Source organism: Pinirhizobacter sp., assembly GCF_035317885.1.
GTDB lineage: Bacteria > Pseudomonadota > Gammaproteobacteria > Xanthomonadales > Rhodanobacteraceae > Pinirhizobacter.
This window is the reverse complement of sequence record NZ_DATHFX010000310.1, coordinates 1-23,576: the sequence shown is the minus strand read 5'-3', so window position 1 is coordinate 23,576 and position 23,576 is coordinate 1. Positions and strand designations below refer to the sequence as shown.

Annotated in this window: 22 protein-coding genes and 1 pseudogene; 10 read left to right on the top strand and 13 right to left on the bottom strand. The window is 65.8% G+C overall.

The genetic code is table 11. The features are described 5' to 3' along the window. The 7 genes and pseudogenes from VK519_RS10180 to VK519_RS10150 form a co-directional block, all read right to left on the bottom strand. Positions 1-393 (bottom strand): annotated as a pseudogene (locus tag VK519_RS10180) (xanthine dehydrogenase family protein molybdopterin-binding subunit); the annotation flags it as partial. A 32-nt stretch (positions 394-425) separates the two neighbouring features. Beyond that, positions 426-1,436 (bottom strand): FAD binding domain-containing protein, encoded by a 1,011-nt coding sequence (locus VK519_RS10175; RefSeq protein WP_414692730.1) that lies wholly within the window; start codon positions 1,434-1,436, stop codon positions 426-428. Further along, entirely contained in the window at positions 1,423-2,076 is a 654-nt protein-coding gene (locus tag VK519_RS10170) for a (2Fe-2S)-binding protein (protein ID WP_414692729.1), read from the bottom strand. The genes VK519_RS10175 and VK519_RS10170 overlap by 14 nt, the downstream gene beginning before the upstream one ends. Before the next feature lie 256 nt (positions 2,077-2,332). Continuing rightward, positions 2,333-3,253: a LysR family transcriptional regulator gene (locus VK519_RS10165; protein ID WP_324349500.1), complete on the bottom strand. Its 921-nt coding sequence runs from the start codon at positions 3,251-3,253 to the stop codon at positions 2,333-2,335. A gap of 51 nt (positions 3,254-3,304) precedes the next feature. Continuing rightward, the gene (locus tag VK519_RS10160) at positions 3,305-3,649 is read right to left on the bottom strand and encodes a hypothetical protein (RefSeq protein WP_324349499.1); all 345 of its coding nucleotides are present in this window, start codon (positions 3,647-3,649) and stop codon (positions 3,305-3,307) included. Between the two features lie 61 nt (positions 3,650-3,710). After that, on the bottom strand, positions 3,711-6,182 hold the full coding sequence (locus tag VK519_RS10155) for an acyl-CoA dehydrogenase (RefSeq protein ID WP_324349497.1): 2,472 nt from the start codon (positions 6,180-6,182) through the stop codon (positions 3,711-3,713). Between the two features lie 53 nt (positions 6,183-6,235). Then, a complete protein-coding gene (locus tag VK519_RS10150) occupies positions 6,236-7,108 on the bottom strand; it encodes an alpha/beta fold hydrolase (RefSeq protein ID WP_414692728.1) in 873 nt (290 codons plus the stop codon). Between the two features lie 140 nt (positions 7,109-7,248). On the opposite strand from VK519_RS10150, the gene VK519_RS10145 reads away from it, so the two are divergent. The 5 genes from VK519_RS10145 to VK519_RS10125 all read left to right on the top strand — a co-directional run bounded on the left by VK519_RS10145 (position 7,249) and on the right by VK519_RS10125 (position 11,670). Next, on the top strand, positions 7,249-7,830 hold the full coding sequence (locus tag VK519_RS10145; protein ID WP_324349493.1) for a TetR/AcrR family transcriptional regulator: 582 nt from the start codon (positions 7,249-7,251) through the stop codon (positions 7,828-7,830). Between the two features lie 100 nt (positions 7,831-7,930). Then, positions 7,931-9,712 (top strand): phosphoenolpyruvate carboxykinase (GTP), encoded by a 1,782-nt coding sequence (locus tag VK519_RS10140; RefSeq protein ID WP_324349491.1) that lies wholly within the window; start codon positions 7,931-7,933, stop codon positions 9,710-9,712. Between the two features lie 82 nt (positions 9,713-9,794). After that, positions 9,795-10,340, top strand: a complete 546-nt coding sequence (locus tag VK519_RS10135) for an RNA polymerase sigma factor (protein WP_324349489.1) — start codon at positions 9,795-9,797, stop codon at positions 10,338-10,340. Next, entirely contained in the window at positions 10,337-10,750 is a 414-nt protein-coding gene (locus VK519_RS10130; RefSeq protein ID WP_324349488.1) for a hypothetical protein, read from the top strand. The genes VK519_RS10135 and VK519_RS10130 overlap by 4 nt, the downstream gene beginning before the upstream one ends. A 17-nt stretch (positions 10,751-10,767) precedes the next feature. Continuing rightward, positions 10,768-11,670 (top strand): DUF4097 family beta strand repeat-containing protein, encoded by a 903-nt coding sequence (locus tag VK519_RS10125; RefSeq protein ID WP_324349487.1) that lies wholly within the window; start codon positions 10,768-10,770, stop codon positions 11,668-11,670. Between the two features lie 8 nt (positions 11,671-11,678). Here VK519_RS10125 and VK519_RS10120 read toward each other — a convergent pair whose 3' ends face one another. After that, positions 11,679-12,653 (bottom strand): hypothetical protein, encoded by a 975-nt coding sequence (locus tag VK519_RS10120; protein ID WP_324349486.1) that lies wholly within the window; start codon positions 12,651-12,653, stop codon positions 11,679-11,681. A 332-nt stretch (positions 12,654-12,985) separates the two neighbouring features. Between VK519_RS10120 and VK519_RS10115 the strand changes: the two genes are divergently transcribed. Further along, on the top strand, positions 12,986-15,784 hold the full coding sequence (locus tag VK519_RS10115) for a bifunctional diguanylate cyclase/phosphodiesterase (RefSeq protein WP_324349502.1): 2,799 nt from the start codon (positions 12,986-12,988) through the stop codon (positions 15,782-15,784). A 9-nt stretch (positions 15,785-15,793) separates the two neighbouring features. On the opposite strand, the gene VK519_RS10110 is transcribed toward VK519_RS10115, so the two are convergent. The 3 genes from VK519_RS10110 to VK519_RS10100 all read right to left on the bottom strand — a co-directional run bounded on the left by VK519_RS10110 (position 15,794) and on the right by VK519_RS10100 (position 18,847). Then, positions 15,794-16,909 carry an OmpA family protein gene (locus tag VK519_RS10110; protein WP_324349484.1) on the bottom strand — a complete coding sequence of 372 codons (1,116 nt, stop codon included), beginning with the start codon at positions 16,907-16,909 and terminating at the stop codon, positions 15,794-15,796. A 132-nt stretch (positions 16,910-17,041) separates the two neighbouring features. Beyond that, the gene (locus VK519_RS10105; RefSeq protein ID WP_324349482.1) at positions 17,042-17,752 is read right to left on the bottom strand and encodes a hypothetical protein; all 711 of its coding nucleotides are present in this window, start codon (positions 17,750-17,752) and stop codon (positions 17,042-17,044) included. Positions 17,753-17,902: 150 nt separating this feature from the next. Further along, complete coding sequence (locus tag VK519_RS10100; protein WP_324349480.1) at positions 17,903-18,847, bottom strand: AraC family transcriptional regulator; 945 nt, start codon at positions 18,845-18,847, stop codon at positions 17,903-17,905. A 355-nt stretch (positions 18,848-19,202) separates the two neighbouring features. Between VK519_RS10100 and VK519_RS10095 the strand changes: the two genes are divergently transcribed. Beyond that, on the top strand, positions 19,203-19,949 hold the full coding sequence (locus VK519_RS10095) for a DUF2968 domain-containing protein (protein WP_324349478.1): 747 nt from the start codon (positions 19,203-19,205) through the stop codon (positions 19,947-19,949). Between the two features lie 23 nt (positions 19,950-19,972). On the opposite strand, the gene hslO is transcribed toward VK519_RS10095, so the two are convergent. Beyond that, on the bottom strand, positions 19,973-20,887 hold the full coding sequence (gene hslO / locus VK519_RS10090; RefSeq protein ID WP_324349477.1) for an Hsp33 family molecular chaperone HslO: 915 nt from the start codon (positions 20,885-20,887) through the stop codon (positions 19,973-19,975). A gap of 114 nt (positions 20,888-21,001) precedes the next feature. Between hslO and mtgA the strand changes: the two genes are divergently transcribed. Genes mtgA through VK519_RS10075 form a run of 3 tightly spaced genes read left to right on the top strand, consistent with a single transcriptional unit; the run spans position 21,002 to position 23,168 of the window. After that, positions 21,002-21,742 carry a monofunctional biosynthetic peptidoglycan transglycosylase gene (gene mtgA, locus VK519_RS10085; RefSeq protein ID WP_324349475.1) on the top strand — a complete coding sequence of 247 codons (741 nt, stop codon included), beginning with the start codon at positions 21,002-21,004 and terminating at the stop codon, positions 21,740-21,742. Positions 21,743-21,745: 3 nt separating this feature from the next. Beyond that, a complete protein-coding gene (locus VK519_RS10080) occupies positions 21,746-22,705 on the top strand; it encodes a glycosyltransferase family 2 protein (protein ID WP_324349473.1) in 960 nt (319 codons plus the stop codon). A 34-nt stretch (positions 22,706-22,739) separates the two neighbouring features. Further along, entirely contained in the window at positions 22,740-23,168 is a 429-nt protein-coding gene (locus tag VK519_RS10075) for a CBS domain-containing protein (protein ID WP_324349471.1), read from the top strand. Between the two features lie 72 nt (positions 23,169-23,240). On the opposite strand, the gene VK519_RS10070 is transcribed toward VK519_RS10075, so the two are convergent. Beyond that, entirely contained in the window at positions 23,241-23,567 is a 327-nt protein-coding gene (locus VK519_RS10070) for a hypothetical protein (protein WP_324349469.1), read from the bottom strand. Between the last annotated feature and the right edge of the window lie 9 nt (positions 23,568-23,576).

The following is a 23,576-nucleotide window of genomic DNA, read 5'->3' as shown; positions in this document are numbered from 1 at the left end:
GAAAGCCGTCGCAACGACCGGATGCTCCTCGGCGAAGTCGTAGCGGATCAGCGTGGCGGCGTGCTCCGCAGCTTCGAGCGTCTCGGCCAGCACCATGCCGATCGGCTGGCCGGCGAAGTGGATCGCGTTGTCCGCCATCGGTACGAAGGACGAGCCGTACGCGATTTCCGGGTCTGGCTGTTCAGGCACGCTGGGCAGCCGAGGCATCGTCTCCGGTGTAAACACGCGCACGACGCCCGGGAATGCCTCGGCGGCGGTCGTGTTGATGGACCGGACGCGCCCGCGCGCGATCGGGCTTGAAACCAGCACGGCATGCAGCATGCCGGGCATGGCAATATCGGCGGTGTAGTCGATCGCGCCCGAGGCCTTCAGGCTAGCCTCGGCGCGAGGCATGGGACGCCCCACAAAATTCGCTGTTCTCCCGGTCATGACCGATCTCCTGCGTGGCGTTCGGCAAGCGTCTGGAAGGCGCGCACGATCGCCGCGCGCGCCTGCGGGACCTTATAGGCATTGCCGGGCTGTGGCCTGGCGCCTTCGAGAGCCAGATCCGCCAGCCGCTCCAATGCGTCCTGGTCGTCCCAACGGTGGCCGACCAGGCATTCGGCCGTTGGCCCGACATACCAGGGTTTGGCCGCCAAGCCGCCCAGCGCCATGCGCGCCTCGCGGATCGTGCCGTCATCGGAGACGTCGAGAGCGGCAGCAACCGACACCGAGGCAAATTCATAGGAGCTGCGGTCACGCACCTTGAGATAGTGCGAGCGGCGGGTGAGTGGCCCGGTCGGCACCGTCACGCCAACAATCAATTCGCCGGATTCGAGGACGGTTTCAACATCGGGCGTATCGCCGGGCAAACTGTGAAAGTCGCGCGCAATGATGCTGCGCTCGCCAACAGGACCACGCACATGGATGAAGCCACCCAGCGCCGCCAGCATGACCGCGAAATCGCCGGGATAGCTGGCGATGCAATGTTCCGACGTCCCGAGGACAGCGAGGTTTCGAGTCTCGCCCCCGAGCGCACTGCATCCGCTTCCGGGCGCGCGCTTGTTGCACGGGAAATGGCGGTCGCGGAAATAGAGGCACCGTGTGCGCTGCAGGAGATTTCCGCCAATCGACGCCATGTTGCGAAGTTGGCCGGAGGCGGCAAAGAGCAGCGCCTCCGAGAGCCCCGGCGCCCGACGCCGAAGCGCATCGTTGCTCGCGACGTCGCTCATCCGCGCCAGCGCACCGATGTGCAACGTTCCGTTATCGTCGAGCGCAACGTCGTTGAGCGCATCCAGCCGGTTGATGTCGATCAGCATCGACGGGCGCATGGCACCGGACTTCATCAGGTCGACGATGGTCGTCCCACCGGCGAGGAAGCGCGCATTGGGATGCTCGCGCGCGAGCCGCAATGCATCGTCCAGCGTGCGCGGCTCGATGTAGCTAAAGGGCTGCATGGTCGTCTCTTCCATCTCGATCCGGCGCCGTAGAGGCGGCGACATGGCGTATGGCGGCAACGATGTTCTGATAGGCGGCGCAGCGGCACAGGTTTCCACTCATCCTTTCACGGATCTCGCGCTCGTCGAGATCGGTCCGACCCGCGAAGCTGCGTGTCGGAGGGGTCGCCGCGCTGGGGCACGCCCTGTCGACCTCGGCCAGCATGCCCACGGCGGAAACGACCTGACCGGGAGTGCAATAGCCGCACTGGAGCGCGTCGTATTCGGCGAAAGCGCGTTGCATCGGATGAAGTGCGCCGTCGCTCCCGGCCAGCCCCTCAATCGTCGTGATCTCTCGCTCGCGTACGGTGAGCGTGAGCGTCAGGCAGGAAAGCACCCGGCGGCCGTCGACAAGCACCGTGCAGGCGCCGCATGCACCGTGGTTGCACCCCTTTTTCGTTCCGGTGAGGCCGATACGCTCTCGCAACGCGTCAAGCAGCGTCGTCCAAGGTTCGACGGAGACGTCGTGCGGAGCGCCATTGATGAGAAGCCGCAGCGGCACCGACCCCAGCGGATCGCGGACGGTGAACATCGCCGCGGCGGCCTGCGGCCGGGTTTGCGGATTGATTAGACTTTCAGTGGGGTTGGTCGAAAGAGGCATCGTGCAACTCCTTTCTGTCGGCTCGAATCGCGGCAAGAGCCTTGTCGCCAGCTGCGAGAAAGAAGATGTCATATCCAATGACTTGACTCCAGCGCCGAATTGTCCGAACACTGCGGACTGGAAATCCGAGAATAGCCATGCATACGCTGGCCGTCTGCTTTCCGGCTTGACGGTCTTAATGGCAGTCGTCGAAGGCGGCTCAATGGCACGCGCCGCCGAGGCGCCAGGCTTGAGTTCGCCTAACACCCCTAAGAGGTCAGCTCAAACCACTTTTGCTGTTCGACAGCAGATCAGCCGTGAACTCGATGAACGTTCGAACCTTTGCAGCCCTTAGCTGGCGCGAAGGAAAGAGCGCATACAGCGAGAACATTTCGCCAGACCAGTCCGGAAAGAGGTCGATCAACCTGCCTTCCGCTATCAGATGTTCCGAACCGAGCTGCATGATCTGTGCGATGCCAACGCCTGCCTCGCAGGCGCTCAGGATGGCGCCCGCGTCCGAAACCATGAGGCGTGAAGACGGATTGACCGGCAGCACATCTCGGCCGTTCCGGAATTCCCATTCGAACGGTCGGCCGTTGGCTGCGTCATAGAAATCGATGCAGGGCAGGTGCTCGACTTCTGACGGATGCTGCGGCCGTCCGTGACGCGCAATATAGCCCTGCGAAGCTACCGTAAGGATGCGGGTATCGATCAGTTTGCGTGCGATCAGCGACCCGCCCGGCGGCTCGCCGAAGCGCAGTGCGAGGTCGAAGCCATCCGCGACCAGATCGCCCACATGGTCACGCATGATCCATTCAAGGCGCACGTGGGGATGGCGATCCAGGAAAGTCCCGACCTGCGCGGCCAACACGATGCGGGAGAAGAACGGGTCAACATTGACGCGTAGGCGGCCTCGCACGATACCGGCCGCCCCGGCCGCTGTCATGGCCGCCTGTTCGATGCCGTCGAGATGAGGCCCGACCTCCATGTAGAAGCGCCGACCCTCGTCGGTGAGCGTCATAGCTCGAGTGGATCGCTCCAGAAGCCTGACGCCGACGCGCGCCTCCAACCGAGCGATGGCCCGGCCGACACCGGACGAAGTCAAGCCCAGCGCCTCGGCGGCGCGTGCCATTGAGCCGGCTTCGACGACTGCCATTAAGACCGTCAAGCCGGAAAGCAGACGGCCATCGTATGGCATGGCTATTCTCGGATTTCCAGTCCGCAGTGTGAAGACAATTCGGCGCTGGAGTCAAGTCGCTAGATCTGACACCGTCGCAAGGTCAGGAGTGGCGACCCAATCGGCGCTTGCCTTGAGCGTTTTACGAAGAAGCTTAGAAAGGCCCCCGTAGGGAAATGCTCGGGGGCGATGCTTTTTCATGGGCCGAATGCTGTTCGGCGAAACCCTGATTTCGTGAAGAGTCATGGTTATGTCTACAGCAGCCAGCTGCCGTTCCACTTCGAGCCGTTCCGTTTCAAGCTGTGCGATCTGCTCGCGGATCCGCGCGAGATCTGCGTCGATGATACTGATCGCGCCGGAAAGCCGAGCGCGTTTTTTGATAAGCCAATGCAGGGAGGGTGGAGTACGCCAGGTCATACCTGAAGCGTACCGACACCCTCCAAACCGGTCATCGGGCGCCTGCTACCAAATAGCGTCTTCAGGCCGCCTTGACGGCGGTAGGTTTCCGGTCCGCCCGGGTGACGGCTGAGCGAAGCTCCGATGGGTCGAAGTCGTCCACGGCGATGAATTCGTTCACGCCTTCGCGCACACGCTTCAACAGCTCACGCTCGGCGGAGTTGATCGCCCCGATGCGCTCGGCCTCGGCCAGCTGGCCGTCGTAGTCGTGGGAATGCAGCTGGCCGCCCTTCATGGCCTTGATGAACTTGCGCTCCACCGGCTCCGCGGCGATCACATCGGGCAGCAATGCATTCATGCGGCCGACGGTGTTGTTCGCGCCAGGCGTGAGGTAGGTCCAGTTGAGCAGGCGCGAACGCGCTTCGCTGGGCGCGGTGATGAGCGCGGCGACGCGACGGCCCAGGCGATCGGACGGCGGCACTTCGCGACGGCCGAACGGGAACACCAGGGCGCGCAGCAACCACGCCACCGGACGCACAGGGAAGTTGCGGATGGTGCCGTCCAGCGCCATCTGCATGCGCCACACGCACTCGTGGAAGGCCCAGGCCAGCATCGGGCGGTCGGATTCCGGACGGCCGTTGTCCTCGTACTGCTTCAGCATGGCGCTGGCGATGTACAGGTAGGACAGCACATCACCCAGGCGCGCGGACAGTTTTTCCTTGAACTTCAGCTTGCCGCCAAGCACGCCCATGGCAACGTCCGCGCACAGCGCCAGCGCCGCGGAATAGCGGTTGAGCTTGCGGTAGTAACGGCGGGTGTAGGCATCGCCCGCCCCTTCGCCGATGGATGCGAAGGTCAGGCCCAGCACGAAGCTGCGCACGGCATTGGAGAAGCCGAAACCGATGTGGCCGAAGAGCACGCGGTCGAACACGCGAAGCTGCTCGCGTTTATCCTCGATCGTGAGCGCCTGCATTTCCTTCAGTACATAGGGATGGCAGCGGATGGCGCCCTGGCCGAAGATCATCAGGCTGCGCGTCATGATGTTCGCGCCTTCCACCGTGATCGCGATGGGCACGCCCTGCCAGGCGCGGCCTGCGTAATTCTTCGGTCCCAGGATCACGCCCTTGCCGCCGTGCACGTCCATGGCGTCCGATGCCACCGCGCGGCTGAACTCGGTGGCGTGGTACTTGGCGATCGCCGAGGGCACGGCGGGTTTCTCACCGCGATCCACCGCGGCCGCCGTGGCGCGCGACAGCGCCGCCGTGGCATAGGTGTAGCCGCCGATGCGCGCCAGGGCTTCTTCCACGCCCTCGAAGCGGGCGATGGCCAGGCCAAACTGCTTGCGCATGCGGGCATAGGCACCCGTGGCGGCCACCGCCATGCGCGAGCCTCCCGTGGCATTGGACGGCAGCGAGATGGCACGGCCTACCGAAAGGCATTCCACCAGCATGCGCCAGCCCTGGCCCGCCATGTGCGGACCACCGATAAGCGTGGACAGCGGCACGAATACATCCTTGCCGTGGATCGGACCGTTCTGGAACGGGATATTCAACGGGAAATGGCGACGGCCGATTTCCAGCCCTGGGGTTTCGCGCGGCAGCAGCGCCAGGGTGATGCCAAGGTCTTCCTTCTCGCCCAGCAGGTGTTCGGGGTCGTACATGCGGAAGGCCAGGCCCACCACCGTGGCGATGGGCGCCAACGTGATGTAGCGCTTGTCGAAGGTAAGCCGGATGCCAAGCGTTTCCTTGCCCTCGTGCATGCCCTTGGTGACGATGCCGAAGTCGGGGATGGAGGTGGCGTCCGAGCCCGCCTGCGGGCCTGTGAGTGCGAAGCAGGGAATGTCCCGGCCATCGGCCAGGCGCGGCAGGAAATGGTCCTTCTGCTCGTCGCTGCCGTAGTGAAGCAGGAGTTCGGCCGGCCCCAGGGAATTGGGCACGGCCACGGTGGAGGACAGCGTGGCCGACATCGACGACAGCTTCTGCAGTACCGCCGAATGCGCCAGTGCGGAGAATTCCAGGCCGCCATAGCGCTTGGGGATGATCATGCCGAAGAATTTGTTCTTCTTGATGAAGTCCCAGACGTTCGGCGGCAGATCCGCCAGCTCGTGGGTGATCTGCCAGTCGTCGATCATCGCGCAGAGTTCTTCGACCGGGCCGTCCATGAAGGCCTGTTCCTCGACGCTGAGCTCAGGCTTGGGCTGGCGCAGCAGCTGTGACCATTCCGGCTTGCCGGAGAAAAGCTCGCCTTCGAAACCCACGGTGCCGGCTTCAAGCGCCGTCTGCTCGGTCGCCGAGAGCTTCGGCGTGACCTTCGCAAACATCTTCAGTAGCGGCGCGGAAATCCTGGCTCGGCGGAAATCCACCAGCAGCAGCGGCACCGCCACAAGGCCCAGGATCACCAGCAGCACCACCGTGGTGATGGGCGCGCGGGCGACCAGCCCCACCACCAGCGTGGTGACGGCAGTGGCGATGGCCCAGGTGCGCAGTGAGGTACGGTGGTAGGCACAGGCGCCGGAGGCAATGATTGCCGCCAGGATGGTAAGGATCACAGACATCTTCGTAACCTCGTGGCTTTGCTTCGATAGCCGGCCGCCTTGGGCCGCCGGTGTCAGTTCAACTGATGGATGAATTTCGCGACTTCGTCGGTGAAAGCGTCGTTGGCGTCGCCTGCCACCATATGCGTGGCGTGCGGCAGGTCCACATGCCGGGCATGCGGCACCAGGCCCATGAATTCCTTGACTGTGTCGCGCGAAACGATGTCGCTGCGTCCACCCGACAACAACAGCATCGGTACCTCGATGCGGCGGGCGGCCTCGAACAGTTGCGGCTGGTAGCGTTCGGTTTCGTGGCTTACGGTTTCCAGCAGGGCCGGATCCCAGTGCCAGCGCAGGCGCCCGTCGTCGCCCTGCCGCAGCAAGGGTCGAAGCGATGCTTCGCTTTTGCGTTCACGCTGCGGCATGTAGGCGCCAATGGCATCGGCCGCGGCGTCATAGCTGGAAAAGCCGTCGGGATGGGCACGCATGAAACCGAGGATGCGCTCCACGCCGCGCGTTTCCCAGCGCGGCGTGATGTCCACCAGCACCAGGGCAGCGAATGGAGGCCTGGCGGCCGTGCCGGCCAGCATCAGGCCCAGCAGGCCGCCCATCGACGCACCCACCAGCACCGGCGGCCGGCCATCGCGGGATTGAAGTTCAGAGGCCAGGGCGCCGAGGTCGGCGACGAATTGCTCCATGTGGTATTCGCCGCCCGCCGGGCGGCCGCTTTCACCGTGCCCGCGCGCATCGAAGGTCACCGCGTGCATGCCCCGCTCGGCCAGCGCGGTAGCCGCACCCGTCCATGCATGGCGGGTCTGGCCAAAGCCATGGGCAAACAACACCGACGGCGAACCGCCGCTGCCGAACTCCGCGACGGAAAGGTCGATGCCCCCGTGCTGCACGGAGCGAATCAGTGGTGACGCGGCATGCGTGGAAGCTGTAACCATACGCTTGAGTATGGGAGCTGCGGGTGTTGTCGTCAATACGCCCCCGTACGGTTGTGAAAGATTCGTTGATTCAACCATTTAGCAGTTCGATTCCATCCGCAGGGAATTGCAAACTGCCGGCAAACGGCTACCATGCGGCGATGAACGAGAGTGCCAAGACCGACCGCATCCGCCTTTCCGCCGAGGACTGGGAAGACGCCGCCCTTGGCCTGATCGCCGAACAAGGTGTCGGCGCACTCGCCGTCGAAGCCCTGGCCCGCCAGCTCGGCGTTACCAAGGGAAGCTTCTACTGGCATTTCCGCACGCGCGAGGCCTTGCTGCAAGCGGCGCTGGAGCGCTGGGAGCAATACGGCGAGCGCGAAGTGATCGACCAGATCAAGGCCATCGCCGATCCGCGCGAACGCCTGCCCGAGCTCTTCCGCCGGGTGGCCCATGAGCGCGACCCGCATCGCGTGTACGCGGCATTGCTCAAGGCACTGGACCATCCATTGGTGGTGCCGGTGATGGCGCGCGTGTCCCAGCGGCGCATCGAATTCCTCACCGAGGTCTACCGCGAGGCCGGCATGGCGCCCACGCCCGCACTCAACCAGGCCAGGCTTACCTACGCCGCCTACGTCGGCTTCCTGCAGCTTAATTTCACCCTCGGCCTGCCCCGCCTGTCGCACGATGAGTTCGACGAATACGTGGCTCATATGCTGGCCACGCTCACCCCGCAGTCCTGAACGAATGGGCCTTGCCTGACGCGTTTTGTGGCGATCTACCTTGCAATACCACCGCTCGCAAACTACCGTCATACCTTGTCTTTCCTTAGGACCACGCGGTATGTCGAGCAGTTTGGATGCGTTGAATCAATGGGTTGCCGGTGTGGCGGCACTGACCAAACCGGAACGGATCCAGTGGTGTGACGGCAGCGATGCCGAGTACCGGCAACTGGTGGACGGCATGCTGGCCACCGGTGATCTCATCGCCCTGAACCCGACCACCCACCCGCGCAGCTACCTGCACCGCTCGAACCCCTCGGATGTCGCCCGCGTCGAGCACCTGACCTTCGTCTGCACGCCGCGCGAGGCCGATGCCGGCCCGAACAACCACTGGATGGATCCCGCCCAGGCCCACGCCAAGGTCGACGCCCTGTTCGATGGCGCCATGCAGGGGCGCACGATGTACGTGATCCCCTACTGCATGGGCCCGATCGATTCGCCCATCGCGCGTTGCGGCGTGGAGATCACCGACAGCCCGTACGTGGTTGCCAACATGCGCATCATGACCCGCATGGGCGCCGCCGCCCTGGCCCGCATCGAGCGCGACGGCAGCTTCGTCCGCGGCCTGCATTCAACCGGCGACCTCGACCCCGATAAGCGCTTCATCATGCATTTCCCCGAGGAACTGTCGATCAAGTCGATCGGCTCGGGATACGGCGGTAACGCCCTGCTCGGGAAGAAATGCCACGCCCTGCGGATCGCCAGCCACCAGGCCCGGCGCGAAGGCTGGCTGGCCGAACACATGTTGATCGTGGGTGTTGAAGACCCGCGCGGCGAAACCCACTACATCGCCGCAGCGTTCCCATCGGCCTGCGGCAAGACCAACCTTGCCATGCTGATCCCCACCGGCGGCTACGCGAAGGATGGCTGGAAGGTCTGGACGGTGGGCGACGATATCTGCTGGATGACACCGGGCGACGATGGCAGGCTTTGGGCGATCAACCCGGAGGCTGGCTTCTTCGGCGTGGCGCCGGGCACCGGCGCCAACACCAATCCGAATGCGCTGGCCACGCTGGCGCACGACACCATCTTTACCAACGTCGCCCTGACCGAAGACAACCAGCCCTGGTGGGAAGGGCTCGACGACCGCGTCCCCGCCGTCGACTGGCAGGGCCGCCCCTACGACAAGGCAAATGGCCCGGCCGCGCACCCCAATGCGCGCTTCACCGTCAGCGCGCGGCAATGCCCCAGCTATACCGACAAGGCCGAGGCCGCGCACGGCGTTCCGATCAGCGCCATCGTCTTTGGCGGCCGCCGGCCGTCACTCGTACCGCTGGTGTTCGAGGCCCGCGACTGGACGCACGGCGTGCTGGTGGGCGCGGCCATGGGCTCGGAAACCACCGCCGCGGCCACGGGCGCGGTGGGCGTGCTGCGCCGCGACTCCATGGCCATGAAGCCCTTCTGCGGCTATAACTTCGCCGACTATTTCAGCCATTGGCTCAGCTTCGACAAGCCCGGCGCAAAGCTTCCGAAGATCTTCCACGTCAACTGGTTCCGCAAGGACGCCGACGGGAAATTCATGTGGCCCGGCTACGGCGAGAACCTCCGCGTGCTCGAGTGGATCATCCGCCGCGTGGAAGGCACCGCCCGCGGTATCGACACCCCGATCGGCACGCTGCCGGCACCGGGCGGGATCAACCTGGAGGGGCTGGCCCTTGGCCAGGCTGCCGAACGCGCCCTGTTCGAGGTGGACACCGAGGGCTGGGCGACCGAAATGAAGGACATCGCCAGCTACCTGGATGGCTTTGGCGAACGCCTGCCACGTGCGCTTGGCGACGAGCAGCGGCGCATGGCCGCCGCCCTGGCAAATACGGCCCCGAGGGCGTGGGCCCAGGCGGTGTAAACCCGCGACGGGCTTAAACCAATCCGCCCGCGCGCGCATCCAAGCTGGCAAGATGAATGCCTGCCTCGCCATCGGAACACCCATGCCAGCGCTCGCCGCCGAGCCCTCGGATGCTGACATCGTTCGCGCCGCAGCCGCGGGTGATCGTCGCGCCTTCGAAAAGCTCTACCGGCTGCACGCGGACAAGGTCCATGGCGCCGTGCTGCGCCTGGCTGGATTCGACCATGCCCGCGCGGAGGACCTCGTGCAGGAGTCCTTCGTCCGGGCATGGCAAAAGCTCGACACCTTTCGCCACGACTCCAGTTTCGGCACGTGGATCTATCGGCTGGCGGTGAATACCGCGCTGATGGCCATCCGTGCCCGCAACGCAGACCCGGTGAGCATCGTCGACGATGAACACCTGCCCGACCCCGCCGATAACCCATTCTGCCCGGCCGAGCGCGATGAACTGGAGCGCGCCATCGCCGCGCTGCCGCCACGCGCCCGTGCGGTACTGGTACTGCACGACGTGGAAGGTTGGAAGCACGAAGAAATCGGCAACGAGCTCGGCATGGCCGTCGGCTCGTCCAAGGCCCAGTTGCACCGGGCGCGCTCACTTTTGAAGCGCGCGCTAGGAGACACCCCATGAATGAATTCGAATACCTCCGCCAGATGCGCTCGCTGCGCAAGCCCGTGGCGCCCTCGCGCGACCTGTGGGCTGCCATCGACGGACGCCTGGACGAAACACCGGCCACCCGGTCGCGCCATCTTTGGACGCGGCGCCTGGCCGTGGCCGCCGCCATCTTCGGCGTGGCGATCTTTTCCGGCTCCATTGCCCTGCGGCTGGCCGCGCCCGAAAGCACTAATGTCGCCAGCAGCACGCGCTGGAAGCCCGACGACCCGCGCCTTGCCGGTGCTGCCGTGGAACTTTCCACCGCGCATAGCGAGCTGACCCAGGCCATGCACGACGCACCCGATTCCCCGGCCCTGCGCCGGATCCTCGACCGCACCCAACGCCAGCAGGAACGCCTGCGCCAACTCGACCGCCAGGCCGGCTAAGGCCGCAGGAGAACCCCATGAAGATCATTCGCTACACACCCTTGCTGCTCACCCTGGCCATCGGCCAGGCCATGGCCGACACGCCGATCAACCTGAGCGCCGCGGCGCGCGCCGATGCCCACGTGAGCATCGACAACGTCAAGGGCGAAGTTACCGTCACCGCCTGGGACAAGCCGCAGGTGGAAGTGTCAGGTTCCCTCGGCAGCGGCGCCCGGCCGCTGAAGATCGAAGGCGACGACCGCAACCTGGACATCAAGGTGTCGGGCAGTGGAGACAGCAGTTGGTTCAACTGGAAATCCGATAACCGCATGGGTTCGACGGTACTCAACGTCCGCGTGCCCAAGGGCGTTTCGCTGGACATCAACGTGGTCAGCGCACCGGTGACCATCGATGGCCTGGACGGCGGCACGGTCGATGTGCAAAGCGTCAGCGGCCGTGTGCGCATGAATGCGCGCACCCGCAGCATCAACCTCAATACCGTCAGCGGCAGCATTGACCTGGGCGGCCACGTTGGCGATGCGCAGCTGCAGTCGGTGAGCGGTGACATTACCGCACCGTCGGTGGGCAGCATGCTGAAAGCCGAGACAGTGTCCGGCCATATGAACATCAACGGCGGCCCCTACCACAAGGCGGAATTGAGCACCGTATCGGGCGACCTGCAGCTCGGCGGAGGCATCGAGGGCGACGGCAGCATCGACATCGACTCGATGAGCGGCGACGTGCAGTTGTCGGTGCCTGCCAACCTGTCGGCGAAGATCACCGCCAATACCTTCAGCGGACAGCTGCGCAGCGATTTCGGCGAGGCGACGAAGGGCGAGGACGGCCCGGGCAGCGAATTGAATGCCACCGCCGGCAACGGACGCGGCAAGCTGCACGTGGAGACGTTCTCAGGCGACCTGAAGATCCGCAAGGGCCAGTAAGGTAAAGCTTAAAGGTCCTGGTGATACTGCACGTACGGCGTACGCGACTGGTCAGGCTCGGGGCCCGCAGCGGGCGTGGGTGCGTTGCCGCTGGACCACACGTTCTGCGCACCGATGCTCAACTGGCCCTTCCAGGGCAGCTTCACCGTGACGCCAAGGTCGATCGCACTCCAGCGGCGATCGGCATTGAGCTGGTTGATCGCCCCGGCCTCCGGCTGCATCACGCGACCGACGATGCTGCCCGACAGCGGGCCGCGGTCGACGCCAAGACTCAGGGCTTTCTGATCGACCGTGCTGATGCCCAGCAGGTTGCCCGGCAACAGCCGGATGCGGCCGACGCTGGCGCCGACATCCAGACCCGATTTGCCGTCGAACGGGACGCGTCCCTGGGCGTTGATCTGGGTACTGCTGCCCAGGGCCGACAGCGGCAGTCCGTTCGCCGTCCACGCGCCTGGCGTGCCCGGCAGGACCCGCGGCAGCGTGGTGTCGGAAGTATGCGACGAACCCACGCCCAGCCCCAGGCTATAGCCGGAAATATTGTAGGACGCGCCGATTTCGCTGGCGATGATGCGCGGCGGCGTGCCGCCGGCAACGCAGGCGGCGTTGTTGGGCATGGCGCAGGCATCGGCGGTGTTGACCCACGAGTGGTCAGTGACGCCGGCATGGGCCGTCAGGTTCCTGCCCAGGTCGTAGTTCAGGCGCGTGGACAGCGCCGTGGACGCATCGACCGCACTGAAGGTGATGGGGTTGAGTTCACCCACGCGGCTATTGCTCGATTCCGCCTGCAGGGCCACCATGCGCCCATCAGGGGCGCGCCACAGGGGTACCGCTATACCGGGGCCGACTTCGGCCATGCGATCAGGCTGCTGGTTGAGCAACTTGGCCGCATCCGTGCCTGGATTTGCACCGGCCACGGTCTGACCCGCGGCCGCAAGCGGCAGCGAAATCAATAACATGGCGATGGAACGGCGCAATGAGAACACGTCGGAAATTGGTCCCGGTTGTCGGGCCACCCTCCCCCACGGACGGCAGCAACCCGAATATACCGCGTTTTACAAATAACTAACAGTCCCCTGACTCAAGTTAGGGCCAAGATAGTCGAAAAAGACAGAGGGGAGGCATCGTTAGTTCCCCCCGTTTCACCCATTTTCCTCGCCTTCGGGGGAAGACGTGGATATAAACTGAACTTTATCTTGCCGGGACCCACGCACGCATGACGCTCGCGTCGACAACCAGCGCCGAACTCAGCCCCTTCCAGGGGCTGCCGGACGACGTCCCGCGCGAAGCCATCGAACAGTTGTTCGCAGCCGTAGACATGGCGGCCGTTCGCGACATAATCGAAGACATTGCACGCCAATCGCTGCCGGATGCCGTCATTTACTGGCGGGCGGGCGACAGCACCGAGGAGTTCCGGGAAAGCATCGACCTGCTGTTGGCCGAGGATGCCCACGGCAAGCGCGAACTGCGCGTGGCCTCCCCGCTGGACGCCGGTGCCGATCCTGCCTGGGGCGAGAAAATCGACTGGCTGGGCCGCCTTGCCGCCGCGCGCCTGCGCCAGTTGGGCGAAACCGCCAACCTGTACGAGGCAATCTCCCGCCTGGCGCTGGCAGAACGCCTGCAGCGCGCGCTCTACGCGATTGCCGAACAGGCCAGCGCCGAGCACAACATGAAGGACATGATGAGCGCGCTGCACGCGATCGTCGGCAGCCTCATGTATGCGGAGAACTTCTTCATCGTGTTGTACGACGCGCAGAACGAAACCGTGCGCTTCGCCTACTTCGTCGATTCCGCCGACCCCGACATCCCCGACCACGAAGCGGTAGCACCGCTGGCCACGATCGAACACAGCCTCACCTGGTACCTGCTCAAGAACGGCCGTCCGATGATGGGCGCCAGCGAAGACCTCGAGCAGCGCATCGAAGGCCCGCACCGTCGCCAGGGTCCGTCCTGTGCCGACTGGCTCGGCGTGCCGATGAAGCGCGGAGAGCGCGTGGTGGGTGCCCTGGTGGTGCAGAGCTATCGCGACGACACCCGCTACACCGAAAACGACCGGGAACTGCTGGCCTACGTGGCGCAGCATGTGCAGACCGCGCTGGAACGCCGCCAGGCCCACGAGGAGCTCGAACGCCGCGTGGCCACGCGCACCGCGGCCCTGCGCGAGGCCAACCGCGTGCTGCGCCAGCAAGTGCTGCAGCGCCAGCGGGGCGAACGGCTGCAGTCGGCGCTGTTCCGTATCGCCGAGCTCACCAATGCTTCGGAAAGCCTGGAGAATTTCTACGCTGCCGTGCACCGCGTCATCGGCGGCCTGCTCTACGCGCGGAACTTCTATATCGCGCTGCTCACGGACGACCAGTCCAAGCTCAGCTTCCCCTATTCCGTGGACGAACTCGACCGCGCGCGCAACCAGCGCGAGTTGGGCCGCGGCCTTACCGAATACGTCCTGCGCAGCGGCAAGGCGCTGCTTGCCGACCGCGACGAGATCGACCGCCTGCACCGCGAGGGCATCCTGGTGGCCTCGGGCGCGCGCTCATTGCACTGGCTGGGCGTGCCGCTGATCTGGGGCGAACGCTCGATGGGCGTGCTGGCCGTGCAGAGTTATTCGCCCGAACACACTTACAGCCCGCGCGACCAGGAACTGCTCACGTTCGTCAGCTACCACGTGGCCAACGCACTGCAGCGCAAGCACACCACCGAATCGCTCAAGCAGGCCTACGCCAGCCTCGAGCGCCGCGTCACCGAGCGTACGCGCGCGCTGGCCCTGGCCAACCGCGACCTGCGCGAACAGATCGCCGAACGTGAGCGCGTCGAGCGCCGCCTGAAGTACGAAACCCTGCACGATTCACTGACAGGCCTGCCCAACCGCACGTTGCTGCTGCAGCGCCTGGACCAGGCCCTCTCGCACTACCATGCCAATACCGCCGAAACCTTCGCGGTGCTGTTCGTCGACCTCGACCGCTTCAAGGTGATCAACGATTCGGTCGGCCACCTGGTGGGCGACGACCTGCTGTTCCAGGTGGGCGGACGCATCCGCGCCTGCCTTAAGACCCGCGACGTGGTCGCGCGCCTGGGCGGCGACGAATTCGCGGTATTGGCCGAGGGCATCACGGAGCCGGCGCAGGCGATGCAGATCGCCGAACGCATCATCCAGGAACTGCAAACGCCGTTCCGCCTGGGCGCCAAGGAGATCTTCACCTCCGCGTCCATCGGCATCGCCATGCCCGGTCCCGACTACCAGCGCCCGGAAGACCTCCTGCGCGACGCGGATTCTGCCATGTACCGCGCCAAGGACGAAGGCCGCCACCGCGCCGCCGTGTTCGACGATGGCCTGCGCCGCGAGGCGCTGAGCCTGCTGGAGCTGGAAGGCGACCTCCGCCGCGCGCTGACCCGCAATGAATTCGTACCCTTCTTCCAGCCCGTGGTGGAGCTCGAAGACGGCCGCATCGTGGGCTATGAGGCGCTGATGCGCTGGCGCCATCCCGAGCGCGGCCTGCTGGCCCCCGGTGAGTTCCTCAACGTGGCCGAGGAAACCGGTTGCGCCGAGGCCATCGACTGGCAGATCTTCGAGCAGGTGTGCCGGCAGGCACGTGCGCTCACCCGCGACGAGGGCTTCGTCAGCATCAATGTGTCGGGCCGACATTTCCGTTCGCCGGACCTCGACGAACGCTTGCTGGCACTCTTTGCCGAGCACAACGTCCCGCCGCGCACGATCCGCGTGGAAGTGACCGAGCGTGCGCTGCTGGAGAACCCCGCCCAGGTGAAGAGCATCCTGAACAACCTTCGCGACAAGGGCGTGGGCATCGCGCTGGACGATTTCGGCACCGGATATTCAAGCCTGAGCTACCTGCACCAGTACCCGATCGAGACATTGAAAATCGACCGCTCGTTCGTGATGCAGCTCAGCGACGAAAACGACAGCCAGGGCGCAGCAGTGGTCCGCGCCATCCAGGCCCTGGCCGATTCGCTGAAGATGCAGGTGATTGCCGAGGGCATCGAAACACCGGTACAGCGTGCCGCGCTGATGCGCGTGGGCTGCAAGTTCGGCCAGGGCTTCCTGTTCGCCCAGCCGGCGCCCGCCACGACCTGGCTGCACGCCCCGGGAAAGATCAGCGCCTGACGGCGCCGATCAATGCGGGATGGCGTCGGCCGGTGCCAGGCCGTTGATCTCGACGCGGCGGTCGGGTGCCAGGCATTCGGACAAGGCCTTGCCTTTCTTCTTGCCGCACTCGGCCTTGGGCTCGCTCTCACCCTTGCCGATCGCCGTAATGGTATCGGCGGCCACGCCACCTTCCACCAGGTACCTGCGTACGGCCTCGGCGCGCCTTTGCGACAACTTCAGGTTGTTCTTCGCGGTGCCGGTGCGGTCACTGAAACCCACCACCTTCAGATCGTGGAACTGGGTGGGCATCTGCACCGATAGCAGCATCATGTCCAGGCGCTCGCGGCCGCCTTGCGTGAGCTTGGCCGAGCCCGGCGCAAAAGCCGCATCGCTCGCAAGCGTGACCGGCGGCATGGGTGCCAGCGGCGCGGAGGCCGTGGGTGCGGTCGAGGCCACAAGTGCCTGCGCTGTGGGCGCTGGAACAGGTGCTGGAGCGGGTGCTGGAGTAGGCGCCGCGGTGGGCACTGGAGGCGCAGGCGCCGTCGCAGGCGACGGCAACGAAGCCTGGCTGGTGGCTGCAAGCGCAGCGTCACTGGCCGGCGGCGTGGTTGTCGATGGCGAAGCCGCGGGAGCCGGTGCGGAAACAGGCGCGGATGGCGCAGCGGCGGCCGGTGCCGGGGGTTGCCACGTCGCTACCGGCGGTGCCTGTGTCGCCTTGGCAAGAAGACGCTGCTGGCAACCGTCAGGCTGCCAGTGCATGTCGTTGACGCGGTCGTCCGTGTCGAACGCCACCAGGAACTGGCACTGCTGTACCTGGTCGGCGTCGTCGCGATAATTGAAGACGTAGTTCCAGTGCGATGCATCCATGCCCTCGCGGAAATGCGGCATGCCGATCAGTGCGTACACTTGTGAGCGGGCCAGCCCCTGCTGCACCTGGGCAAGCCTGGACGTGTCGACGAAGACACCTCCGGGAATGGCAGCACTGGCAGGGTCAGGGAATACGATGGCCGGTTCGGCCGGCGGGGAAGACGCGCGCCCAGGCACCTGCGCGCACGCAGCGAGCGAACCGACGACAACGAAGGCAAGCAGGAATTTCGCCCCGGCCGCGCGCCACGACGGCGTGCGCCCCGTTCCCTGGGTCACTTCATCCTTCCTACCATTTTTTGCCTTCCCCGATGTTGACGCCACCGTCACTCCGCGAATTCGTCGTTAAGTTGAGGTTATACACCTAGCGGGCACTCCCGGAAATCAACGACACGCCATAGGCATGCTCGCCTACCCGGCTCCAAACTGACGAGGGTGATCAGGTGGCTGCGAGGGCCGGGGATGGTAATCGGCTTCGCGATCGCCCGGCCGCACCGTGGGCACGATGTTGGCGAGCACTTTGGCGTCGCGTTTGCGGAGGTGGTGGCGGCGCCACCCCACCCCTTCCACCAGCAGCAAGACGAGCACTGCGGCACCGGCCACCCAGCTCCATGGTCGCATCCAGAAGCGTGAATCTTCCTGCCCGACGACCACGCCGGCCGTGCCGCTGGCTTTCGACGCCGGCGCGACGGTGGGCGTTGCGACCGGCGCGGCAGACACCGCGACGACTGGCGTCCTGGCAGGTAATGCCGGCGGCGTTGACTGTGGTTGCGAACGGGTTGTCGTGGCTACCTTCGGCGTCGATGGTGCCGGTGTTGCGCGAACTGCCGCGGCCGGCACTTGCCTGGTAGTGGCAGCGTCGCGGGGCGGCGAAGCAGGTTTCGCTGCCGCCGCGGCGCTCTTGTGCCCGGACTGGGCCGGCTTCTCGCGCACCGGCGGCGCAACGCTTCGCCCGGAATGTTTGTCCGGTTTGGATGCCGACGCTTTCGCCGCAGTCGCCGTCGCCGTCGCCGCTGGCGCAGTGGCCTTCGGCTGTGAGTACTGCGTCATCGTACGGGTGAGGTCGTCGAGCTGGCCCGCCGCCTGCTGACCAAACGCCGGCGCCGCGACTGCGGCGCCCATGCACGCCAACCACGCGCCCCTGGCGGCGCCTGCGCGCCTCCCGGACGATCCGCCCGCCGCCTTCCCCATGGTTGCCTTCCCACCCCGCCCTGCCGCCGTTGGTGCAAGTACAGCGTCATTGACCACCAATCGCAAGTCGCGGGCAGGCGTTCAATGTCCGGCCAGTTCGCCTTGCTGGCTGCGTACCAGGGTGGCGCGCGGCAATTCGCCAAAGGTGTGCCGGTAGTGTTCGGCGAAACGCGACAGATCCCACATGCCGCAACTCAAGGCTACCGACTTCACCGAACGGCGGCTGGCGTCGGCCTCCATCAGGCTGCGATAGGCCGCGCAAAGGCGCAGCAGCGACAGGTAGCGATTGGGCGGGATGCCGACCAGGTCGTCGAAGGCATAGCGCAACGCACGCTCGCTGGCGCCGGCGGCATTGCACAGCTCCTGGATGTAGATGTCGCGGCGCAGGTTCGCGCGCATGAAGTCTTCCACGCGGCGCACCGTGACGTAATGCGCCCGGCGGCCGCGGGAGGACACCGGGCGCTCCTCAGCCGTGGCACCAAGCGTCGCCGCCAGGTGCCGTCGAAGCAGCGGCGCCACCAGTTCGCCCGCCGGCTCGCCGCTTTCCAGGCGCGCGCGCAGGGTGTCGTAGCCATCGCCCAGTGATCGGGCCTCTCCGGCGTGGCTGGCGATGAACATGCGCAGGCGGTGGGCGCTGGGCTCCGGGTTGTCCGGCGACAACGCGGCAAACTCCGCGCGCAACGTGGCCGCGGGCAGCAGCATCAATGTCCAGCGGCAACCGGCAACCAGCAGCACCTCGCTGTCGCCTTCGGGAAGCACGGTGACTACCGAGCCGGGTTCAAGCCCCACGCCGTGGCACCAGCTTTGCGGCGCGGTGTCATGGATGTAGGCCACCAGGCTCATGTCCTCGGGCAGCGTGAAGCTGGCCCGGAACGAAAACCCGTAGCAGCCGGTGATCAACACGCAATCGCCCGCTTGTTGCGTGACCACCTCGCCCTGCAGTGCCGCGGCTCCCAGCAGCACCACATCCGCCTCGCAAACGCCCAACACCGCCGACACTCCGGCCAGGTCAAGCGACCGCACCACGCCTCCCCCCTCGCTGTTTTCCCCGCCCACGCGCGTTGCTCCATTCAGGCTGTGGCCTCGAGGAATTTATAGGAGCAAACGCCTGCGTGTATAGCTGCACGAAATCGGCAATTACCCGGGCTGATTGAGTTGGCGGCCCTACGCGGCGCATTCTGGCGCCAGGGCAGGAGCCCGCGGCCGTGGCCGTACCGCGGCTGACTTGGCCCCCTGGGGGCCGAACCGCCCCCTGGCTGGCCGCCGCCAGGGTCAAATCGGACGGAAAAATCGCCGCGACGGCGTGGCGGACAGCTGGCTCACCCATTAAAGTATGGATTCAGGTGCCGTTTCACCGCGATAACGGCCGCAGGGAATCCGCATGACTCGAAAGGCCACGACAACCGCCGCCAAGCTGGCTGCCTGCCTTGTGCTGGCCCTTGCCCCCGTGGGCATGGTTCTTGCCGCCGCCAAGCATGCCCCGGCCCCGCGGCCACCGGCAGCCACGCCGGCGACCGCACCGGCCGACGTGCCCACCGGTCCCGCCCAGATCAGCGGTGCCACGGCTGACGAACTGCGGCGCCTGGTCGACGAACACGCGCTCTCGGAACTGCGCCGTACGGCCAACGGCAGCTACGCCGCCAGCCTGCTATTCGACACCGACCACCTGGTGTACTACGTGGTGCTGTCGCACAACGCGGAGTACTGGCGCGTGATCAGGTCCGAAGTGGTGGCCGACGCCGAGCGGGTCTACCGCACCTTCGCCCAGCAAAGCGAGCAACTGGCACAGACCGACATCGACACGGTGCGACTGGAAGCTGGCCGCAAGTACGGCGAGAAACTCCTGAACCTCAACCAGCAGCGGCTGGCCAAGTTGCAGGAAGACGCCCAGCATCGGCAGCAGCAGGCCACCCAGGTGGCGGCGATGCAGCAGCAGGCCAAGGCACAGGCCACCTCACTCAGCTCGGACCTGCGCAGCACCCGCTCGCAACTGGAACAGGTGCAGCAGAACATCCGCACGCTCGAAGCGCAGCAGGCCGATCCCTTGCTCAACCTGCCCGAGGCACCCGCCCCGACCACCGCGCCCGCACCGGTGACCACAACACCCGAGCCTTCCCGGCAGCCGTAACGTCCTGAGTTTTTGAAGGGGCGCTACTGCAGTCGCGTCGGCGCCGCCGGCACGGCCGCGGGATCGGCGGCAAGCACCTGCTCGGCGTCCACCTTGTCGAAGGTGTAGCGCTGCGCGCAGAACTCGCAGACCACCTCGATCTCGCCGTCACGGGCATCAAGCGCGGCCTGCACCTCATCCCGCCCCAGCGAACGCAACATCGCCTGCACGCGTTCGCGCGAGCAACTGCAACCAAAGGCGAGCATGCGCGGCTCGAACAGGCGTACGTTTTCCTCGTGGTACAGGCGGAACAGCAATTCTTCCGGACGCGTGGCGGCAAGCTCGGCCAGGGTGAGCGTGTCGGTAAGGTGGTTGACGCGATTCCACGCATCGTTGTCGGACACGCCGCCATGGCCGCCTTCGCCAGGCATCTTCTGCAGCATCAGGCCCACCGCGTGGTCGCCGTCGGCCACCAGCAGGATGCGCGCGGGCAACTGCTCCGATTGCGTGAAGTATCCCTCCAGCGCCTGGGCCAGCGAAGGTTTGTCCAGCGACACCAGCCCCTGGTAGCGCTTGCCGTGCTCGGCGCTGCCGATGGTGATGGCCATCAGGGCATTTTCCATGGCTCCCAGGTCCAGCGACCCGGGAAGCGGTTCGTCCCAGCGGGCCAGTCCACGCAGGCGGCCCTGGTCGGCGCACTCGGTAAAGAGCAGGCGCAACGGACCGGAACTCTTGAACTCCACCGATAGCGTTCCCTCCAGCTTGATGTTGCCCGTCAACAGCGCGCTGGCCGCCAGGCTTTCACCCAGGAGGCTCCGCAACGGCGCAGGGTAGTCGGCGCGCGAGGCCACTTCGCGCCAGCTCGAGCCCAGGCGCACCAGCGCGCCGCGCACGCCGGCCTCCTCAAGCAGGAAGCGGTAAAGGACGTCGTCGGTGGGAAAGGTGGGGGTATCTGTCACGTGGAGTCTCCGGCAAGCTCGCTTACTTGGGGGCAAACGGCTTTGATGGCAACCTTCCCGCCTGGCCATGACGGGCCTACGTATACTCTGCCTCATCCTCCGCCCGGCTGATCCATGCCCACGCATTCACGACCTTTCTGGAGCCGCCTGCTGCGCATGACCGGGCTGGCCCTGCTGGCCTTCGTGGCGATCTCCTGGCTGGCCGTGCTGGTGATGCGTTTCGTGCCGCCGGTGACTTCCGCGATGATGCTCGAGCGCCGCATCGAGGCCGCCGCCACGGGCGAGCCGAATTTCCATTTCGCCCACCGCTGGGTGCCGGCAAGTGAAGTCACGCCGCTGGTGCCGCTGGCGATGGTAGCCGGAGAGGACCAGAAATTCCCCTTCCACCGTGGCTTCGATGTCGACGCCATCCAGGATGCCATCGATGCGGCGGATGAAGGTAAACGCCTGCGCGGCGCCAGCACCATCAGCCAGCAGGTGGCGAAGAACCTTTTCCTGTGGAATGGCCGTAGCTTCATCCGAAAGGGGCTGGAAGCGTATTTCACCGTACTGCTGGAGCTGACATGGCCCAAGCGGCGCATCGTGGAGGTATACATGAACATCGTGGAGCTCGGTAACGGCATCTACGGCGTGGGCGCGGCCAGCGATGCGTTCTTCCGTGTTCCGCCCGCGCGGCTGTCGGCCACGCAGGCGGCCATGTTGGCCGCCGTGCTGCCCAACCCGCGGCGCCTGCGCGTGGACAAGCCAAGCGCCTATGTCATGCGGCGCACGGCGTGGATCACCCAGCAGATGTCGCAGCTGGGCGGTCCGGCCTATGTCACCTCGAACCATCCCGTACCACGACAAGGACGCTGACCGATGACGGAACTCACTGTGCTGGTGCCCGCTTACAACGAAGCCGATGGACTGGCCGACTTCCATGCGCGGCTGGCGGCCGTGCTCGACACGATACCCGGCACGGTACGGGTGCTTTACGTCGACGACGGCAGCAGCGACCCGACATGGGACGCCATCACCGCACTGGGCGCCGCCGATGCGCGCGTCACGGGGCTGCGCCTGTCGCGGAATTTCGGCAAGGAGGCGGCGATGACCGCGGGCCTGGACAACGTGGATGCCGACGCCGTGGTGGTGATCGATGCCGACCTGCAGGACCCTCCCGAGGTGATTCCCGCGCTGATAGAGCGCTGGCGCGCCGGCTACGACGTGGTCTACGCCACGCGCCGCGTGCGCGAGGGTGAAAGCGGTTTCAAGCGCCTGACGTCAGCGGCCTTCTACCGCGTGATGGAAAAGCTCTCCGACACCCCCGTGCCCCGCGACACCGGCGACTTCCGCCTGCTCTCGCGCCGCGCCGTGGAAGCCCTGCGCCAGTTGCGCGAGCGCCAGCGCTTCATGAAGGGCCTGTTCACCTGGGTGGGCTACCGGCAGACCGCCGTGGTCTACGACCGTCACTCCCGCCACGCCGGCAAAACCCATTGGAACTACTGGCGCCTGTGGAACCTCGCCATGGAGGGGATCACCTCGTTCTCCACGGCACCGTTGCGGCTGGCCACCTGGGTGGGCGTGAGCGCTGCCTGCGTGGCCTTCCTGTACGGGCTGTGGGTGATCATCAAGGTACTGGCCTTCGGCGACCCGGTGCGCGGCTATCCCACCTTGCTGGTGGTCATCCTGTTCCTGGGCGGGGCGCAGTTGCTGGCCCTGGGTGTGATCGGCGAATACGTGGGCCGCAACTACGCGGAGAGCAAGGCGCGGCCGATCTATTTCATCGAGGACCGGCTGGCTTCACGTGGCGATAACCGAACCGACCACGCGCGGGACTAGACTGATCACATCGTTCCATGCGGAGGGGCAGGACATGCAGCAAGTCAAGCATCTGTTGCAAGGCAAGGGTAGCGAAGTATTCGCCGTAGCCCCGGACGCGCCGGTTTACGAGGCCATCCGTGCCATGGCCGAACATGTCGTGGGCGCACTGGTGGTGCTCAAGGGCAGTGAACTGGTGGGCGTGATCTCCGAACGCGACTACGCGCGGAAGGTGATCCTGCAGGGCAAGTCGTCCGCGCAGACGGCGGTGGCGGAAATCATGTCCACCCCGGTGATGACGGTGGGCCTGGACAACACCGTCGATGAATGCATGCGCCTGTGCACCGACGGCCGCATCCGCCACCTGCCGGTCGTGCACGGCGGCCGAGTGGTGGGAGTGGTGTCCATCGGCGACCTGGTCAAGGCGGTGATCGACGACCAGGCCCACGAGATCGACCAGTTGCAGCGGTACATCGCCTCGTAGGAGCCCCGCCCTCGGGGTCAACTGTTGGGCAACTATTGGGGGTCAGAGTCATTACTCTGACCCCGCTTTCGTTCAGGCTGCGCGGCGAGCGTCGATGTACGGTTCGGGCAGCAGATCGGGCGAGGTGCCAGCCTTGCGGCTGATCCAGGTGGCAAGCACCGAACCACACATGCAGATCAAGGCCATGCCGGCGACACTCACGCCCAGCGCACGCAGCCCAACGACGCCTGAGGTCACCAGGACGTCGCCCAGGCGCCAGACGGCGGTCTCGACGAAGTTCTTCCCCTTGTAGCGTTCCTCGCGCGCCACGCGCGTATACAGCGCGTCGCTGGCGGGCTTGGTCATGCCGTAGGCCATGCCGCGGGTGACCACCTGCATGATGGTGATCACCCGCGGCATGGCCTACGG

Bases quoted from the DNA above. Each gene is read 5' to 3' on its own strand.
- VK519_RS10130 (WP_324349488.1), top strand. From the start codon at position 10,337: ATGAATGAATTCGAATACCTCCGCCAGATGCGCTCGCTGCGCAAGCCC.
- mtgA (WP_324349475.1), top strand. From the start codon at position 21,002: ATGCCCACGCATTCACGACCTTTCTGGAGCCGCCTGCTGCGCATGACC.
- VK519_RS10170 (WP_414692729.1), bottom strand. From the start codon at position 2,076: ATGCCTCTTTCGACCAACCCCACTGAAAGTCTAATCAATCCGCAAACC.
- VK519_RS10075 (WP_324349471.1), top strand. From the start codon at position 22,740: ATGCAGCAAGTCAAGCATCTGTTGCAAGGCAAGGGTAGCGAAGTATTC.
- VK519_RS10125 (WP_324349487.1), top strand. From the start codon at position 10,768: ATGAAGATCATTCGCTACACACCCTTGCTGCTCACCCTGGCCATCGGC.
- VK519_RS10135 (WP_324349489.1), top strand. From the start codon at position 9,795: ATGCCAGCGCTCGCCGCCGAGCCCTCGGATGCTGACATCGTTCGCGCC.
- VK519_RS10105 (WP_324349482.1), bottom strand. From the start codon at position 17,752: ATGGGCGCCGCAGTCGCGGCGCCGGCGTTTGGTCAGCAGGCGGCGGGC.
- VK519_RS10140 (WP_324349491.1), top strand. From the start codon at position 7,931: ATGTCGAGCAGTTTGGATGCGTTGAATCAATGGGTTGCCGGTGTGGCG.
- VK519_RS10145 (WP_324349493.1), top strand. From the start codon at position 7,249: ATGAACGAGAGTGCCAAGACCGACCGCATCCGCCTTTCCGCCGAGGAC.
- VK519_RS10095 (WP_324349478.1), top strand. From the start codon at position 19,203: ATGACTCGAAAGGCCACGACAACCGCCGCCAAGCTGGCTGCCTGCCTT.
- VK519_RS10150 (WP_414692728.1), bottom strand. From the start codon at position 7,108: ATGGTTACAGCTTCCACGCATGCCGCGTCACCACTGATTCGCTCCGTG.
- VK519_RS10165 (WP_324349500.1), bottom strand. From the start codon at position 3,253: ATGCCATACGATGGCCGTCTGCTTTCCGGCTTGACGGTCTTAATGGCA.
- VK519_RS10175 (WP_414692730.1), bottom strand. From the start codon at position 1,436: ATGCAGCCCTTTAGCTACATCGAGCCGCGCACGCTGGACGATGCATTG.
- VK519_RS10115 (WP_324349502.1), top strand. From the start codon at position 12,986: ATGGCGGCCGTTCGCGACATAATCGAAGACATTGCACGCCAATCGCTG.
- VK519_RS10160 (WP_324349499.1), bottom strand. From the start codon at position 3,649: ATGACCTGGCGTACTCCACCCTCCCTGCATTGGCTTATCAAAAAACGC.
- VK519_RS10070 (WP_324349469.1), bottom strand. From the start codon at position 23,567: ATGCCGCGGGTGATCACCATCATGCAGGTGGTCACCCGCGGCATGGCC.
- VK519_RS10080 (WP_324349473.1), top strand. From the start codon at position 21,746: ATGACGGAACTCACTGTGCTGGTGCCCGCTTACAACGAAGCCGATGGA.
- VK519_RS10155 (WP_324349497.1), bottom strand. From the start codon at position 6,182: ATGTCTGTGATCCTTACCATCCTGGCGGCAATCATTGCCTCCGGCGCC.